The organism is Streptomyces mirabilis, assembly GCF_018310535.1.
GTDB lineage: Bacteria > Actinomycetota > Actinomycetes > Streptomycetales > Streptomycetaceae > Streptomyces.
Genome location: NZ_CP074102.1, coordinates 8,576,025 through 8,589,801, shown reverse-complemented (window position 1 = coordinate 8,589,801; position 13,777 = coordinate 8,576,025). Strand labels below are relative to the sequence as shown.

15 protein-coding genes are annotated in these 13,777 nt (G+C 71.4%); 7 read left to right on the top strand and 8 right to left on the bottom strand.

The window, feature by feature from the left end; all coding sequences use genetic code 11:
- Nucleotides 1-33 precede the first annotated feature (33 nt).
- Genes urtB through urtE form a run of 4 tightly spaced genes read left to right on the top strand, consistent with a single transcriptional unit; the run spans nucleotide 34 to nucleotide 3,575 of the window.
- The gene (gene urtB / locus SMIR_RS38100) at nucleotides 34-930 is read left to right on the top strand and encodes an urea ABC transporter permease subunit UrtB (RefSeq protein WP_168488917.1); all 897 of its coding nucleotides are present in this window, start codon (nucleotides 34-36) and stop codon (nucleotides 928-930) included.
- On the top strand, nucleotides 927-2,042 hold the full coding sequence (urtC, locus tag SMIR_RS38095; protein WP_248002784.1) for an urea ABC transporter permease subunit UrtC: 1,116 nt from the start codon (nucleotides 927-929) through the stop codon (nucleotides 2,040-2,042). Before urtB ends, urtC begins: the two co-directional genes overlap by 4 nt.
- Entirely contained in the window at nucleotides 2,039-2,878 is an 840-nt protein-coding gene (urtD, locus tag SMIR_RS38090; RefSeq protein WP_248002785.1) for an urea ABC transporter ATP-binding protein UrtD, read from the top strand. Before urtC ends, urtD begins: the two co-directional genes overlap by 4 nt.
- Nucleotides 2,879-2,882: 4 nt before the next feature.
- Nucleotides 2,883-3,575 (top strand): urea ABC transporter ATP-binding subunit UrtE, encoded by a 693-nt coding sequence (gene urtE / locus SMIR_RS38085; protein ID WP_168500820.1) that lies wholly within the window; start codon nucleotides 2,883-2,885, stop codon nucleotides 3,573-3,575.
- 75 nt (nucleotides 3,576-3,650) lie between these two features.
- Here urtE and SMIR_RS38080 read toward each other — a convergent pair whose 3' ends face one another.
- Together SMIR_RS38080 and SMIR_RS38075 are read right to left on the bottom strand one after the other, a co-directional pair.
- Nucleotides 3,651-4,847, bottom strand: coding sequence for an RNA polymerase sigma factor (locus SMIR_RS38080; protein WP_168488919.1), 1,197 nt, complete (start codon nucleotides 4,845-4,847; stop codon nucleotides 3,651-3,653).
- Nucleotides 4,847-5,200, bottom strand: a complete 354-nt coding sequence (locus tag SMIR_RS38075; RefSeq protein WP_168488921.1) for a YciI family protein — start codon at nucleotides 5,198-5,200, stop codon at nucleotides 4,847-4,849. The genes SMIR_RS38080 and SMIR_RS38075 overlap by 1 nt, the downstream gene beginning before the upstream one ends.
- Nucleotides 5,201-5,318: 118 nt before the next feature.
- On the opposite strand from SMIR_RS38075, the gene SMIR_RS38070 reads away from it, so the two are divergent.
- The gene (locus tag SMIR_RS38070; protein ID WP_212728057.1) at nucleotides 5,319-6,401 is read left to right on the top strand and encodes an acyl-CoA dehydrogenase family protein; all 1,083 of its coding nucleotides are present in this window, start codon (nucleotides 5,319-5,321) and stop codon (nucleotides 6,399-6,401) included.
- Here the strand turns inward: SMIR_RS38070 and SMIR_RS38065 are convergent.
- The 5 genes from SMIR_RS38065 to SMIR_RS45065 all read right to left on the bottom strand — a co-directional run bounded on the left by SMIR_RS38065 (nucleotide 6,391) and on the right by SMIR_RS45065 (nucleotide 10,748).
- Complete coding sequence (locus SMIR_RS38065) at nucleotides 6,391-7,533, bottom strand: LLM class flavin-dependent oxidoreductase (RefSeq protein WP_168500821.1); 1,143 nt, start codon at nucleotides 7,531-7,533, stop codon at nucleotides 6,391-6,393. The two genes, SMIR_RS38070 and SMIR_RS38065, sit on opposite strands and share 11 nt — an antisense overlap.
- 41 nt (nucleotides 7,534-7,574) lie before the next feature.
- On the bottom strand, nucleotides 7,575-8,759 hold the full coding sequence (locus SMIR_RS38060; RefSeq protein ID WP_212728056.1) for an SfnB family sulfur acquisition oxidoreductase: 1,185 nt from the start codon (nucleotides 8,757-8,759) through the stop codon (nucleotides 7,575-7,577).
- Between the two features lie 4 nt (nucleotides 8,760-8,763).
- Nucleotides 8,764-9,318, bottom strand: coding sequence for an NADPH-dependent FMN reductase (ssuE, locus tag SMIR_RS38055; RefSeq protein ID WP_168488928.1), 555 nt, complete (start codon nucleotides 9,316-9,318; stop codon nucleotides 8,764-8,766).
- Between the two features lie 53 nt (nucleotides 9,319-9,371).
- A complete protein-coding gene (gene sfnG, locus SMIR_RS38050) occupies nucleotides 9,372-10,514 on the bottom strand; it encodes a dimethylsulfone monooxygenase SfnG (RefSeq protein WP_212728055.1) in 1,143 nt (380 codons plus the stop codon).
- Nucleotides 10,515-10,670: 156 nt separating this feature from the next.
- Nucleotides 10,671-10,748: a putative leader peptide gene (locus SMIR_RS45065; protein WP_351520955.1), complete on the bottom strand. Its 78-nt coding sequence runs from the start codon at nucleotides 10,746-10,748 to the stop codon at nucleotides 10,671-10,673.
- A 143-nt stretch (nucleotides 10,749-10,891) separates the two neighbouring features.
- Here SMIR_RS45065 and SMIR_RS38045 point away from each other — a divergent pair, with 143 nt between their 5' ends.
- Complete coding sequence (locus SMIR_RS38045; RefSeq protein ID WP_212728054.1) at nucleotides 10,892-11,818, top strand: LysR family transcriptional regulator; 927 nt, start codon at nucleotides 10,892-10,894, stop codon at nucleotides 11,816-11,818.
- Nucleotides 11,819-11,828: 10 nt separating this feature from the next.
- On the opposite strand, the gene SMIR_RS38040 is transcribed toward SMIR_RS38045, so the two are convergent.
- Nucleotides 11,829-11,996, bottom strand: a complete 168-nt coding sequence (locus SMIR_RS38040) for a DUF8839 family protein (protein ID WP_165854173.1) — start codon at nucleotides 11,994-11,996, stop codon at nucleotides 11,829-11,831.
- Nucleotides 11,997-12,171: 175 nt separating this feature from the next.
- Here SMIR_RS38040 and SMIR_RS38035 point away from each other — a divergent pair, with 175 nt between their 5' ends.
- Entirely contained in the window at nucleotides 12,172-13,719 is a 1,548-nt protein-coding gene (locus tag SMIR_RS38035; protein WP_212728053.1) for an SDR family oxidoreductase, read from the top strand.
- Nucleotides 13,720-13,777: the final 58 nt, after the last annotated feature.

Below are 13,777 nucleotides of genomic sequence, written 5' to 3'. Positions count from 1 at the left end.
AGGCCCCCGTGTCCCGTCCCCCGGAGTCGCTCCATGACCGTGATCCTCGGGCAGATGTTCACCGGCGTCAGCATCGGTGCCGTCCTGCTGCTCATCGCGCTCGGCCTGTCGCTCACCTTCGGCCAGATGAACGTCATCAACATGGCCCACGGCGAGTTCATCATGGCCGGCGCCTACACCACATACGTCCTCCAGAAGTCCATCGCCGGCGCGGGTCTCTCGCTGATCGTCGCCCTGCCCGTCGCCTTCCTCGTCTCGGGTGCCCTCGGCGCGCTGCTCGAATGGCTGCTCATCCGGCGGCTCTACCTGCGTCCCCTGGACACCCTGCTGGTCACCTGGGGTGTCTCCCTGATGCTCCAGCAGCTCGCGCGGGACATCTTCGGCGCCCCCAACGTGCAGACCCGTGCGCCGGACGTCCTCACCGGGAACATCACCGTCATCGGCGGCGACGACCCGCTCACCTTCGCGAGCAGCCGCCTGTTCATCCTGGGGCTGGCGGTCGCGGCGGTGGTCGCCCTGTCGCTGGCCCTGCGGCTGACCCCACTCGGGCGGCGCATCCGTGCCGTCGTGCAGAACCGGGACCTCGCCGAGGTGTCCGGCATCTCCACCGGCCGTGTCGACCGCACCGCGTTCTTCATCGGGTCCGGCCTGGCCGGGATCGCCGGGGTCGCGCTGACACTCGTCGGTCCGATCGGGCCCACGATGGGCACCAACGTCATCATCGACGCCTTCCTGGTGATCGTGGTCGGCGGCATCGGACAGCTCAAGGGCAGCGTCATCGTCGCCTTCGTGCTGGGTGTGCTGCAGTCCGTGCTGGAGTACTCCACCACGGTCAGCGTCGCGAAGGTACTGGTCCTCGTGGCGATCGTCGCGTTCCTCCAGTGGCGGCCCCAGGGCCTGTACACCGTGCGGACGAGGAGTCTCGTATGACGACCATCGCTCCTCATGCCCCATCGGTGAAGCAACTCCAGCCCTCGAAAGGTCGGTTGGCCTTCCTGCGTCCGGCGGCCGGTTTCGCCGCGGCCGCCGTCGCGCTCTTCGCCGTCGCCCCGCTCGCGCTCTCCGACTTCCGGCTCGGGCTGCTCGCCAAGTACCTGTGCACCGCGATGGTCGCGGTCGGCATCTGTCTGGCCTGGGGCCGCGGCGGACTGCTGATACTCGGGCAGGGGGTGTTCTTCGGGCTGGGCGGCTACGCCATGGCGATGCATCTGAAGATCGCGGACGCGGGTCCCGGCCAGGTCCCCGACTTCATGCAGCTGTACGGCACCGCCACCGAACTCCCCTGGTGGTGGCGACCGTTCGCCAACCCGGTCTTCGCCCTCGCGGCGACCGTGCTGCTGCCGATGGCCGTCGCCGCGATCCTCGGGTCGTTCGTCTTCCGGCGCCGGGTCAAGGGCGCGTACTTCGCGATCCTCAGCCAGGCGCTCGCCGCGGCCTTCGCGATCTGGCTGGTCGGCCAGCAGGCCACCACCGGCGGCACCAACGGACTCACCGACATCCAGGGCTTCTTCGGCTACGACCTCGACGACCCGGTCAACCAGCGGATGGTGTACTTCGTCATCGCCGCCGTCCTGCTGCTCCTGATCGCCCTGGCCCGCCAGCTCATCCACAGCCGGTACGGCGAACTCCTGGTCGCCGTCAGAGACTCGGAGGAGCGGGTGCGCTTCCTCGGCTACAACCCGGCGAACGTGAAGCTCGTCGCGTACGTCGCCGCGGCGGGCATGGCCGGACTCGCGGGCGCCCTGTTCGTGCCCGCGGTGGGCATCATCTCCCCCGCGCTGATCGGGATCGTGCCGTCCATCGAACTCGTGATCGGCGCCGCGGTCGGCGGCCGGGCGAGCCTGGTGGGCGCGGTGCTCGGCGCGATCGCGGTCGCCTGGGCCAGAACCGCGCTGTCCGAGGAGTTCCCCGCGGCCTGGACCTACTTCCAGGGACTGCTGTTCATCGTGGCCCTGGCCTTCCTGCCGGGCGGCCTCGCCTCACTGGTGGGGATCGTCCGGCGGCGCAGGGCCAGCGGGGCGTCGGAGGGAGAGGCGGCATGACGGATCCGACGACCACCGAGCCTCGGACGGATACCGGACTCCCGGGACTGGAGATACGGGGACTGCGCGTGTCCTTCGACGGTTTCACGGCCGTCGACGGAGTGGACCTCGACGTCGGCCCCGGCGATCTGCGCTTCCTCATCGGGCCGAACGGCGCGGGCAAGACGACCCTGGTCGACGCCGTCACCGGCCTGGTGAAGGCGGAGGGGTCGGTGCGCTTCGGAGGCGAGGACATCCTCGGCCGCAGCGTGCACCGCATCGCCCGCTCGGGCATCGGCCGCACCTTCCAGACGGCCACCGTCTTCGAGGAACTGACGGTCCTGCAGAACCTGGACATCGCGGCGGGCGCGGGCCGCGGCACGCTCACCATGCTGCGGCGCCGCAAGCGCGTACCGGAGTCCGTCGCGCGCGCCCTGGAGACGGTGGGCCTGACGGACCTCGCGGGCAGCCTCGCAGGAACCCTCGCGCACGGCCGGAAACAGTGGCTGGAGATCGGCATGCTGCTCGTCCAGGACGTCCGGCTGCTGCTGCTCGACGAGCCGGTGGCCGGCATGAGCCACGACGAACGTCAGGTCACCGGCGAGCTGTTGCGGCGCATCAGCCGGGAGCGGACCGTGGTCGTCATCGAGCACGACATGGACTTCATGCGCTCCTTCGCGCGCAGCGTCAGCGTGCTGCACGCGGGCAAGGTGCTCAGCGAAGGGACGGTGACCGAGGTGCAGGCAGATCCGAAGGTGCAGGAGGTCTACCTCGGACACGCGGCCACCGAGGCCAGCGAGGACAGAGGGGCCACCACGACGAGCGTGCCCCAGCCGACCGCCGTACAGGAGGCCTGACGTGATGCTGGAGATCGACGACGTACGCGTCGGCTACCACCGCAGTACCGTCCTGCACGGCGTCCGTGTCGAGGTCCCGCGCGACGCGGTGACGGCCGTGCTCGGACACAACGGCGCGGGCAAGAGCACCCTGCTGCGCGCCGCCGTCGGACTGCTCACCCCACAGAGCGGCCACGTCCGTCTCGACGGTGAGGACATCACCCGCCGCAAGCCGCACGAGCGGGTGGCGCGCGGCATGGCGTACGTCCCCCAGGGCCAGCAGGCCTTCCCGCACCTCACGACCGCCGAGAACCTCCAGCTGGTCGCGGACGGGCGCAGGCGCGGCAAGGAGGCGATCGCCGAGGCGCTGGATCTGTTCCCGGCGCTGAGGAATCTTTCGAACCGCCGGGCCGGGCTGCTCTCGGGCGGTCAGCGCCAGCAACTCGCCATCGCCCGAGCCCTGGTGACGAGCCCTCGGATCCTGCTCCTCGACGAACCCACCGAGGGCATCCAGCCCTCGGTCGTCGCCGAGATCGAGGAGACGATCCTCGCCCTGGCCGCCCGTGGCGGGCTCTCGGTCCTGCTGATCGAGCAGCACGTCGGCTTCGCGATGCGGGCGGCGCAGCGGTACTACGTCCTGGAGGCGGGCCGGGTCACCTCGTCGGGCGAGGGCGGGCAGGAGGCCGAGCGGTCGGTACGGGAGGCGCTCAGCGTGTGATCGCGGGCGATTCCCGGCTCGTAAGGGCGCCGCCCCGTCTCCTGCGCGCGACGCCCGGCTTCGTACAGGCGGCGCTCAGCTTCGTCGGAGTGCCGCGCGGGCCCGTTCGAGGTAGGCGCGCTCCGGTGCGCTGTCGGTCAGCGCGATGGCCGCCTCGTACGCCCCTGCGGCCTCGGTGTGCCGGCCCAGGCGGCGCAACAGGTCCGCCCGTACGGCGTGGAAGGCGTGGTAGCCGTCCAGGTCGAGCGCCTCGACGAGGGCGAGTGCCTGCTCCGGGCCCTCGACCTCGGCGACGGCGACGGCCCGGTTGAGGGCGACCACCGGGCTCGGGGCGAGCGCGGCCAACTGGTCGTAGAGCTGGAGGATCTGGCCCCAGTCCGTGGCGGCCGCGGTCGGGGCGTCGCTGTGTACGGCGTTGATCGCGGCCTGGATCTGGTAGGGGCCCGGCCGGTTGCGGCGCAGACAGCGGCGTACGAGCGTCTGTCCCTCGGTGATGAGATCGCGGTCCCACCGGGAGCGGTCCTGGTCGAAGAGGAGGACCAGGTCCCCGTCCGGTGTGGCGCGGGCGGGCCGGCGCGACCCGATGAGGAGCATCAGCGCGAGCAGGCCGAGGGCCTCGGGCTCGTCCGGCATCAGCTCGACGAGGAGGCGGCCGAGCCGGACGGCTTCGGCACAGAGGTCCTCCCGCCCGCCGTAGCCCTCGTTGAAGATGAGGTAGACGACCGCGAGCACCCCCCTGACACGGTCCGGGAGGTCCGCGTCGCGCGGGATGCGGTACGGGATGCGGGCGTCGCGGATCTTGGCCTTGGCCCGGACGATCCGCTGGGCCATGGTGGGCTCGGGCACGAGGAAGGCGCGGGCGATCTGCGGCGTGGTCAGACCGCCGAGGAGGCGCAGGGTGAGAGCGACCTGGGCCTGGGTGGCGAGCGCGGGGTGGCAGCAGGTGAAGATCAGGCGGAGCCGGTCGTCGCGCACGGGGCCCTCCTCGGCCGGTTCGTCCCGGGCGTACAGCCGCTCCGCCTCGGCGTGCCGGGCCTCGCGCGTGGACTCGCGGCGCAGTCGGTCGACGGCGTGGTTGCGCGCGGTGGTGATGATCCACCCGGCCGGGCTGGGCGGTGTGCCCGACTCCGGCCACTTCCGCAGGGCGGTGGAGAAGGCGTCCTGGACCGCTTCCTCGGCGAGGTCGATGTCGCCGAGGAAGCGGACGAGGACGGCGACCGCGCGGCCGTATTCGGCACGGAACACGGCCTCGATGTCGGCGTTCGGGGTCATCAGTCCTCGGCTTCGCCCATGAAGGGCCGCACCTCGATGGGGAGCGTGGTGGCCAGTGTCGCCTTGCGGCCCCATTCGAGCGCCGCGTCGAGGTCGGGTGCCTTGATCAGGCAGATCCCGCCCAGGTACTCCTTGCTCTCGGTGTACGGGCCGTCGGTGACGAGCACGTCGCCGTCCTTGGCGCGCACCACGGTGGCCGTCTCCGGTCCGTGCAGTCCCCCGGCGAACACCCACGCACCGGCCTCGCGCAGCTCCGCGTGGAAGACGTCGAGATTGTGCATGATCTCTTTCAGGATCTCGGGCGCGGGCGGCTCGCCGGGCGGCTGCATCACGCTCAGCAGGTAGTACTTCATGATGTGTGCTCCTCGGCCGTGTCGTTCTCGGCTCGTTCTCGGGTGGTCTTTCACTGACTACACGAACGGGAGGCGGCCGGATCGACACACGACACGACGACGGCGGGAGATTTCTTCGATGACCACCCCATCGCATCCGCTCGTCACGGCCGCCAGGCGGCTGGCGGCCGAGGTGCTGGCCCCACGGGCGGAGCGCGTGGACCAGGAGGGCGTGCCGGCGAGCAGCATCGAGGCGGTCAGGCGGTCGGGGCTGCTCGGGGTGAGCGCGCCGGTGGCCTACGGCGGGTCGGCCGCGCCCGCCGCGGTGGTCCGCGAGACCGCCGAGATCCTGGCCGGGGCGTGCTGCTCGACCTGGTTCGTGCAGACCCAGCACCACACTCCGGTGCTGACCCTGGCGAAGGGTGAACCCGCGGCGCGGGAACGGTTGTTGGGCCCGCTGGCGGGTGGGGAGCTGTTGTCCGGGGTCGCGTACGCGCAACTGCGGGCCTACCCGCGGATCCCCGTCCGGGTCACCCGTGAGCGTGGCGGCTGGCGTTTCGACGGAACGGTCCCCTGGTACACGGGCTGGGGACTGAACGACGTGATGCTGCTCGCCGGGGTGACGGACGCGGACGAGGCACTGTTCGCGTTCACCGAGGCGCGCGAACAGCCCGGACTGCGGCCTTCGCCGCCGATGCGGCTGGCGGCGCTCACCGCCTCGCGCACGGTGTCCCTGGAGCTGGACGGGCTGTGGCTCCCGGACGACGCCGTGGCCCTGCGCACGCCGTACGAGACCTGGGCGGTCACCGACCGCCCCAAGAACACCAACGCCTCACCGGCCGTCTTCGGGATCACCGCGTCGGCGCTCGACCTGCTGGACGGCGATCCCGCGGCGAAGGAGACCCGACAGGTGCTGCGCGCCCGCCTCGACGAGGTCCGTCGGCAGGCGTACGAGCTCGCCGACCACCCGGTGCCCACCGAGCGGATCGCGGAGCGGCTGGCGGTCAAGACGCGGGCGTACGACGTCATGCGCGCGGCCACGACCGCGGCGGTCGTGGCCGGTGGCGGGCGCGCGATGGACCTGGGCAGCCCGGCGCAGCGGCTGGCACGCGAGGGGATGTTCCTGCTGGTGCAGGGGCAGACCGCCGAGGTGCGCGCCGCCCACCTCGGTGCGCTCGGCTCGTTCGGTTCATCTGGTTCATCCGGTTCGCTCAGCTCGTGAAGGGCACCTGCGCGGCGGGGGCGGACGTCGGCGCGAACGGGTGCTGCCACAGGCCCTGCGCGGCCAGGCGTGGCAGGACGCCCTCGCCGAACCAGTACGCCTCCTCCAGGTGCGGATAGCCGGAGAGGACGAACTCGTCGATACCGAGGGCGTGGTACTCCTTGATCCGCTCGGCGACCTCGTCGTGGCTGCCGACCAGAGCGGTGCCCGCGCCACCGCGGACGAGGCCGATGCCGGCCCACAGGTTGGGGTGGATCTCCAGGTCCTCGCGGTTGCCGCCGTGGAGGGCGAGCATGCGCCGCTGCCCCTCCGACTCGCTGCGGGCCAGACCCGCCTGGACGGACTTCACGGTGTCCGGGTCGAAGCCGTCCAGGATTTTGTGGGCCTCGGTCCAGGCCTGCTCGGCGGTGTCGCGCGTGATGACGTGCAGCCGGATGCCGAAGCGGACGGTGCGCCCTTCCTTCGCCGCCAGCCCCCGTACCCAGGCGATCTTCTCGGCGACCTGGGCGGGCGGTTCGCCCCAGGTGAGGTAGACGTCGACATGTCGGGCGGCGATCTCGCCGGCGATGGGTGAGGAGCCGCCGAAGTAGACCTCGGGGACCGGGTCGGGGACCCGGGCCAGCCTGGCGTCCTCGACCTGGAGGTGTTCCCCGGAGAGGTCGACGGTCTTGCCCTCCCACAAGCCCCGTACGACCTGCAGGAATTCGCCGGTACGGCGGTAGCGGGAGTCCTTGTCGAGGAAGTCGCCGTAGGCACGCTGTTCGTGGCTCTCGCCGCCCGTGACCACATTGAGGAGCAGCCGGCCGCCGGTCTGCCGCTGGAAGGTGGACGCCATCTGCGCGGCGAGCGTGGGTGAGACGAAGCCGGGCCGGAAGGCGACCAGGAACTTCAGCCGTTCGGTGTGCTGGCTGACCATGGCGGTGGTCAGCCAGGCGTCCTCGCACCAGGCGCCGGTGGGGGTGAGCGCGCCGACGAAGCCCAGCTCCTCGGCGGCGCGGGCGATCTGGCTCAGATAGGCGACCGTCGGCGGCCGGTTCCGGCCGAAGGCCGTGGCGGGGGTGCCGTGACCGCCGCCGACGACATGGCGGCTGTCGCCGTTGGTGGGCAGGAACCAGTGGAAGGTGAGGGACACGGGCACGTTCTCCGATCGTGGGGGGCCGAGGAGCGAGTGGGTTACAGCAGGCCGTGGCGGGGTGGCTTGGTGCCCCCCAGCACGTATCGGCCGATGTGCTGGATCTTCCAGCGGGCCGGGTCGTGCAGGGTGTGGGTGCGGGCGTCGCGCCAATACCGGTGCAGATTGAGCGAGTTGAGGGCGGAACGGGTGCCGGACAGCTCGAAGAGGGCGCCCGCGACCTCCACGGCGGTGGCGGAGGTGTGCACCTTCGCGGCGGCCACCGCGATGGACGCCTCGGCCGCCGAGTCCTCGGTCAGTTCGTCGCGGGCCGCGTCGACCGTGCGGGCCGCGGCACCGAGCAGCGCCTCGGACGCCCGTACCTGGATGGCGAGTTCACCGAACCGCTGGATGAGGAGCGGGTCCTCGGCCGCCGTGTCGAAGCCGCTCTCGAACCAGGGCCGGCTCTTGGTGCGGACGAATTCGGCGGCCTCGGCCAGGGCGCCCGCGGCGATCCCGGCGTCGATGGCGGCGTGCAGCAATTGGGCCACGGCCCCGTGGAGTTGGGGCCCTCGGAAGGTGAGGTGATGGGGGACGACACGGTCGGCGGGCACGTGGACGGCGTCGAGGCGGACGGTGCCGCTGGCCGTCGTACGCTGGCCCATGCCGTCCCAGTCGTCGACGACCGTGACCCCGTCGGCGCCGCGGGGGACGTAGGCGACGTGCAGGTTGTCGTCGCCGGCGCGGGCGAGGACGGGGATCCAGTCGGCGAAGAGCGCGCCGGTGGAGTAGTGCTTGACGCCGGTGAGGACGTACGAGCCGTCAGGCCCGGGGTCCAGGCGGGTACGGATGTCCTGGATGTGCCGGGTGCCCGCCTCCGACTGGGCGTTGCCGAAGCGGCGCCCGGCCAGTACCTCGCCGAAGAAGAACGCCTGCTGCTCCGGGGTGCCCTGGCGGCGCAGCACGTTCACGTACACGAAGTGGTTCTGCGGGATCTGGGCGAGGCTGGCGTCGGCCGAGGCCAGCAGCCGGAACACCTCCGCGAGGGTCTCCTGCCGCACGTCCGCCCCGCCGTGCTCGGCGGGCACGGTGACGGCGAGCAGTCCGGAGGCGGAGAGGCGGTCCAACTCCTCGCGGGGCAGCCGCCGTTCGGAGTCCCGCGCCGAGGCACCGGCGCGGAACTCCTCGGCGAGCGCGGCGGCGACGGCCAGGGCCTCGACGTCGTCGGCGATCACTTTGGCGGACATCGTGTCAGCCCGCCGCGGCCAGCAGGGGCGCGCTGCCGAGGGCCGCCGAGAACTGGTCGACCACCTGCGTGAGGGCTTCGGCCGTGGCCGGGGCGACGGTGATACCGCCGTCCTCGTCCGTGATGATGTCCTTGTCGAGGGTGAACCAACCCTGGACGATGTGCGCGGCACCCATGGAGTTGAGGACCGGGCGCAGGGCGTAGTCGAGGGCGAGGACATGCGCGGTGCTGCCACCGGTGACGAGCGGCAGCACGGTCTTTCCGGTGAGGGCGTACTGCGGGAGCAGGTCGAGCAGGGCCTTGAGGACGCCGGAGTATGCGGCCTTGTAGACGGGGGTGCCGATGACCACGCCGTCTGCGCGGGCGAAGAGTTCGGTCGCCTCGACGATGGCGGGGTGCTTGAAGTCGGCGCCGAGCAGGGCCTCGGCGGGGATCGTACGGACGTCGAGCGGGATCACCTCGTGCCCCTGCGCGGCCAGCCGGGTGTCCAGATGGCGCAGGAGCTTCGCGGTACGGGAGGAGACGGACGGACTGCCGGAGACGGACAGGACGGTGGCCATGGGGTCCTCTTTCGGGAACAAGTGCAGGGGCGGGCGCGGAGTGGGGAACGGGCTCAGACGTGCGCGGGGACGGACGCGGGCTCGGCCCCGGTGTCCGCTCGCGCCTCCAGCTCGCGCACCAGGGGCAGCACCCGGCGGCCGAAGTACTCCACCTCCTCGTGGTAGTGGAGGAAGCCGAGGAGGAAGAGGTCGACGCCGAGCCGCTTGTAGGCGACGATCCGTTCGGCGATCTGCTCAGGGGTGCCGATCAGGCCCGTGCGGAAGCCGTCGTTGTACTGGACGAGGTCCTCGAAGCTGGAGTCCTGCCACATGCCCTTGCCGTCGGCGGTGGACTGTCCGGCCTGCTTCACGGCGGCGCCGAAGCCCTCGACGGCCTCGTGGTCGGCCTGGGCAACGATCTCACGCAGGGTCTCGCGGGCCTCGGCCTCGGTGTCACGGGCGATGAGGAAGCCGTTGAGGCCGAACTTCGGTGCCGTGCGGCCCACTTCGGCGGCGGCCTTCCGGACGTCCGCGATCTGCTCGACCACCCCGTCGAAGTCCTTGCCGTTGGAGAAGTACCAGTCGGAGACCCGGCCCGCCATGGCGCGGGCGGCGGTGGAGTTGCCGCCCTGGAAGATCTCCGGGTGCGGGCGTTCGGGGGTGTTGAGGGGCTTGGGCTTGAGCGAGAAGTCGCGCAACCGGTAGAAGTCCCCGGCGAGTTCGGTGTGGTCCTCGGTCCAGATCTGGCGCAGGGCGCGGATGAACTCCTCGGAGCGGCGATACCGCTCGTCGTGCTCCAGCCAGGGTTCACCGAGGGCGGTGAACTCGCCCTTGAACCAGCCGCTGACGACGTTCACCGCGAAGCGGCCGTTCGACAAGTGGTCGGCGGTGGCGCCGAGTTTGGCGAGGACTCCGGGGTGCCACAGGCCCGGGTGGACGGCGGCGATGACCTTCAGGCGCTGGGTGGCGAGCAGCAGCGCGAGGCTGAAGCTGGTCGACTCGTGCTGGAACTCGGCGCCGTAGCTGGCCATGTAACGGACCTGGCTGAGCGCGTAGTCGAAGCCGTTGTTCTCGGCGAGTACGGCCAGTTCGCGGTTGTAGTCGTAACCCCAGTCGGTGCGCTGCTCGATCTTGCTGGTGACCAGCCCACCACTGACGTTGGGAACCCAGTACGCGAATTTCACGGGATTCACGGGATTCACGGGCGCTGCGGACATGCGGAACTCCTGTTGCGGATTTCGGGTACGCCGAATTCAGGGGGCGCGTTCAGGACGGCGCGCGGGATCGCGGAATTCAGGCGGTGCTGTGGGAACGCCGCACACGGCTGTCCGACGACAGCGGTGGGACCGATGAGGTGCGGCGGATCCGGGGACTCAGGCCGCGGTGCAACAGGAGGCGCTGGAGACGCGCGCGAGGTCGACGTGGCGTCGCCGCGTGAGGTCCAGTCGCATCATCATGCCGTCGATCGTGGCAGCCGGCCGCGAGGGCAGTCAAGGAAAACCCGACCGGTCTCGTATCGCGGACCACCGAATTTCACGAACGTGTGACAGGGAAACCCTTGAACAGGCCGTGAAATGAACCGCATTCTGCTGGCGTGCGGACAGAGCAACTGGAATACATCGCGGCGGTCACCCGGCTCGGCTCGCTGCGCCGGGCAGCCGAGGAACTCCACCTCTCCCAGCCTGCGTTGAGCGAGACCGTGCGGAACCTGGAGCGCGAACTCGGCGTCGATCTGCTGGAGCGCAAGCGGTCCGGCGCGCGGATGAGCGCCGAGGGGCGGGAGCTGCTGCCCCACATCATCAACGTGCTGGACGCGGTGGACCGGTTGCGCGGCGCGGCCGGCGAGCAGCACCGCATCAGCCGGATGGTCCGCGTCGGCACGGTGAACGCGGCGACGGTGCCCCTGCTCATCCCGACGGTCCGGGAATTCCGTGCGGCGCATCCGCTGACGCAGGTGGAGGTGGTCGGCGCCCAGCAGACGGAGATCCACCGGGCCCTGTCGGAGGGCGGCCTCGACCTGGGCCTGGTGAACCATCTCGACGGCGACGACCTGCCCGCCGACTTCGAGACCACCGAACTGCTGCGCGGCCGACCGGTGGTGTGCCTGCGCCCGGACAGTCCGCTCGCCTCACTCGACGCGGTGTCGGCCGCGGACCTGCTGGACGGACGCGAGGCGCTGATCGCCATGCGCTCCGGGTACGTCATGCACCGCTATCTCCACCGGCTCCTGGAGGGCCGCGGCCCGGCCCTCTCGTACACGACCGACGGCGCCGAGATGGGCAAGCTCATGGTCGCCGAGGGGCTGGGCGCGACGGTCCTGCCCGATTTCAGTGTGATCGGGGACCCCCTCGAGCGGTGTGGCGCGATCACCCACCGGCCGCTCACGGACGGCACGACACGGGTCCTTCTGATGCTGCGGCGCCGCCGGGCGGACTCGGTGCCGCGTGCCGCCCACGACCTGCACGAGGCGTTCGTACGCGGGGCGACGGAGCTCGGCGGCCACCTGTCGGATCGGCCCTGACCGGGGTCGTTCAGTCCTCGTCGCCGACCGGCACCACCACGAGGAAGGCGTCCGACTTCAGATCCATCACCACCGTCGCGGGCTGACCCTCGGTGCGGCGCCGGGCCGCGTACTCCTCCGCCGTCCAGGATCCGCGCGGACCTCCCGCGGGAAACCGCTCCAACACCTTCGTGCCCATACCGGCAGACACCTCCAGCCGTGACCTCGGACTCTCGTGTTCTCCCGCCTGCCCGCGATTCACCCGGACATGTCCATAAAGACTCCGCCAGGCGCATCCGACCGCCGTGTTCGCTTGGAAGAGATCAGGGAGGGAACTCGGCAAGGGGGTGGCCCGGCGAACGACGGAGGTACCCATGAGCGACGACGATCCCCGCCCCGCCCCGCGCTGTCTGGTGACCGGCGCCACCGGCTACATCGGCGGCCGGCTGGTCCCCGAGCTGCTGGAGGCGGGGCACCGCGTGCGGTGTCTCGCCCGCTCCCCCGCCAAGCTGCGGGACTACCCGTGGGCGGGCGACGCGGAGGTGGTGCGCGGCGATGTCACGGACGCCGGCTCGGTCGCCGAGGCCCTGCGCGGCATCGACGTCGCGTACTACCTGGTGCACGCCCTGGGCACGGGCCATGACTTCGAGGAGACCGACCGCAAGGCGGCCCGCGTCTTCGGCGAGCAGGCCCGCGCCGCCGGGGTGAGCAGGATCGTCTACCTCGGCGGCCTGACCCCGGCGGGTGTCCCCGAAGAACACCTCTCGCCCCACCTCAGGTCGCGCGCCGAGGTCGGCCGCATCCTGCTGGAGTCGGGCGTGCCGACCACGGTCCTGCGCGCGGCCGTGATCATCGGCTCCGGCTCGGCCTCCTTCGAAATGCTCCGCTACCTCACCGAACGCCTCCCCGTCATGATCACGCCCCGCTGGGTGCGCACGCGGATCCAGCCGATCGGCGTACGGGACGTGCTGCGCACCCTGGTCGGCAGCGCGCGGATGCCCACCGAGGTCAACCGCGCCTTCGACATCGGCGGTCCCGAGATCCTGACCTACCTGGAGATGATGCAGCGGTACGCCGCCGTCGCCGGGCTGCCGCGCAGGCTGATCCTGCCCGTGCCGGTGCTGACCCCCGGGCTCTCCAGCCACTGGGTCGGCCTTGTCACCCCGGTGCCCGCGTCCATCGCGCGCCCGCTCACCGAATCGCTGCGTCACGAGGTCGTCTGCCACGAACACGACATCGTCCGGTACGTCCCCGATCTCCCGGGGCGTCCGTTCGGCTTCGACAAGGCGGTGTCGCTGGCCCTGCAACGGGTGCGGGACGCCCAGGTCACCACCCGGTGGTCGTCGGCCTCCGTGCCCGGCGCGCCCAGTGATCCCCTCCCCACCGACCCCGACTGGGCGGGCGGCAGTCTCTACACCGATCAACGCGAACGGGCCGTGGACGCGCCGCCCGGGGCGCTGTGGCGGGTGATCGAGGGCATCGGCGGTGAGAACGGCTGGTACTCCTTCCCGCCGGCCTGGGCGCTCCGCGGCCGGCTGGACCGGCTGGTGGGCGGTGTCGGCCTGCGGCGCGGACGGCGTGACGCCGCCCGGCTGCGCGTGGGCGACTCGCTCGACTTCTGGCGCGTCGAGGAGATCGAGCCAGGCCGTCTGCTGCGGCTGCGCGCCGAAATGCGGCTGCCGGGCCTCGCCTGGCTGGAGATGTACGCCGAGGCCGGCGCCGAAGGCCGGTCCCGCTACCGGCAACGGGCCCTGTTCCATCCGCACGGTCTGCTGGGACACGCCTACTGGTGGAGCATCTCGCCCTTCCACGCCGTCGTGTTCGGCGGCATGGCCCGCAACATCGCCAAGGCGGCGGCCAAGGCCGACGTACCGGCCGGGGCGCGGCAGCCCGCCGTGCCGTCCCACTCCCACTCCCACTGAGTCCCGCATCCTCCCACTGAGTCCCGCATCCCTCGCCGATACCCGCATCCGCGAGGGA